Source organism: Stenotrophomonas sp. SrG (assembly GCF_050031795.1).
Taxonomy (GTDB): domain Bacteria; phylum Pseudomonadota; class Gammaproteobacteria; order Xanthomonadales; family Xanthomonadaceae; genus Stenotrophomonas; species Stenotrophomonas rhizophila_A.
This window is the reverse complement of record NZ_JBNBBE010001148.1, coordinates 1-239: the sequence shown is the minus strand read 5'-3', so window position 1 is coordinate 239 and position 239 is coordinate 1. Positions and strand designations below refer to the sequence as shown.

The window sequence follows — 239 nt, the reverse complement described above, 5'->3', positions numbered from 1 at the left end:
TTGATAGACCTGTATATAAAAGGGCCACTCCAGTGAAGACGAGTAGGGCGGGGCACGGGACACCCTGTCTGAACATGGGGGGACCCTCCTCCAAGGCTAAAAACTACTGACCGACCGATAGTGAACCAGTACCGTGAGGGAAAGGCGGTAGGTTTGGATCTGTGGCAAATCCGGGATCGGTCGAGACCGTGCACCGAGACGAGTGTTTTGGTGCTGTCTCTGGTAGCCATCTGAGGGTG

At 55.6% G+C, this 239-nt stretch carries 1 rRNA gene; it reads left to right on the top strand.

Annotated features, from left to right (window positions below):
* Nucleotides 1-145: ribosomal RNA gene (locus tag ACQG3P_RS23070) — 23S ribosomal RNA — on the top strand; the annotation flags it as partial.
* Nucleotides 146-239: the final 94 nt, after the last annotated feature.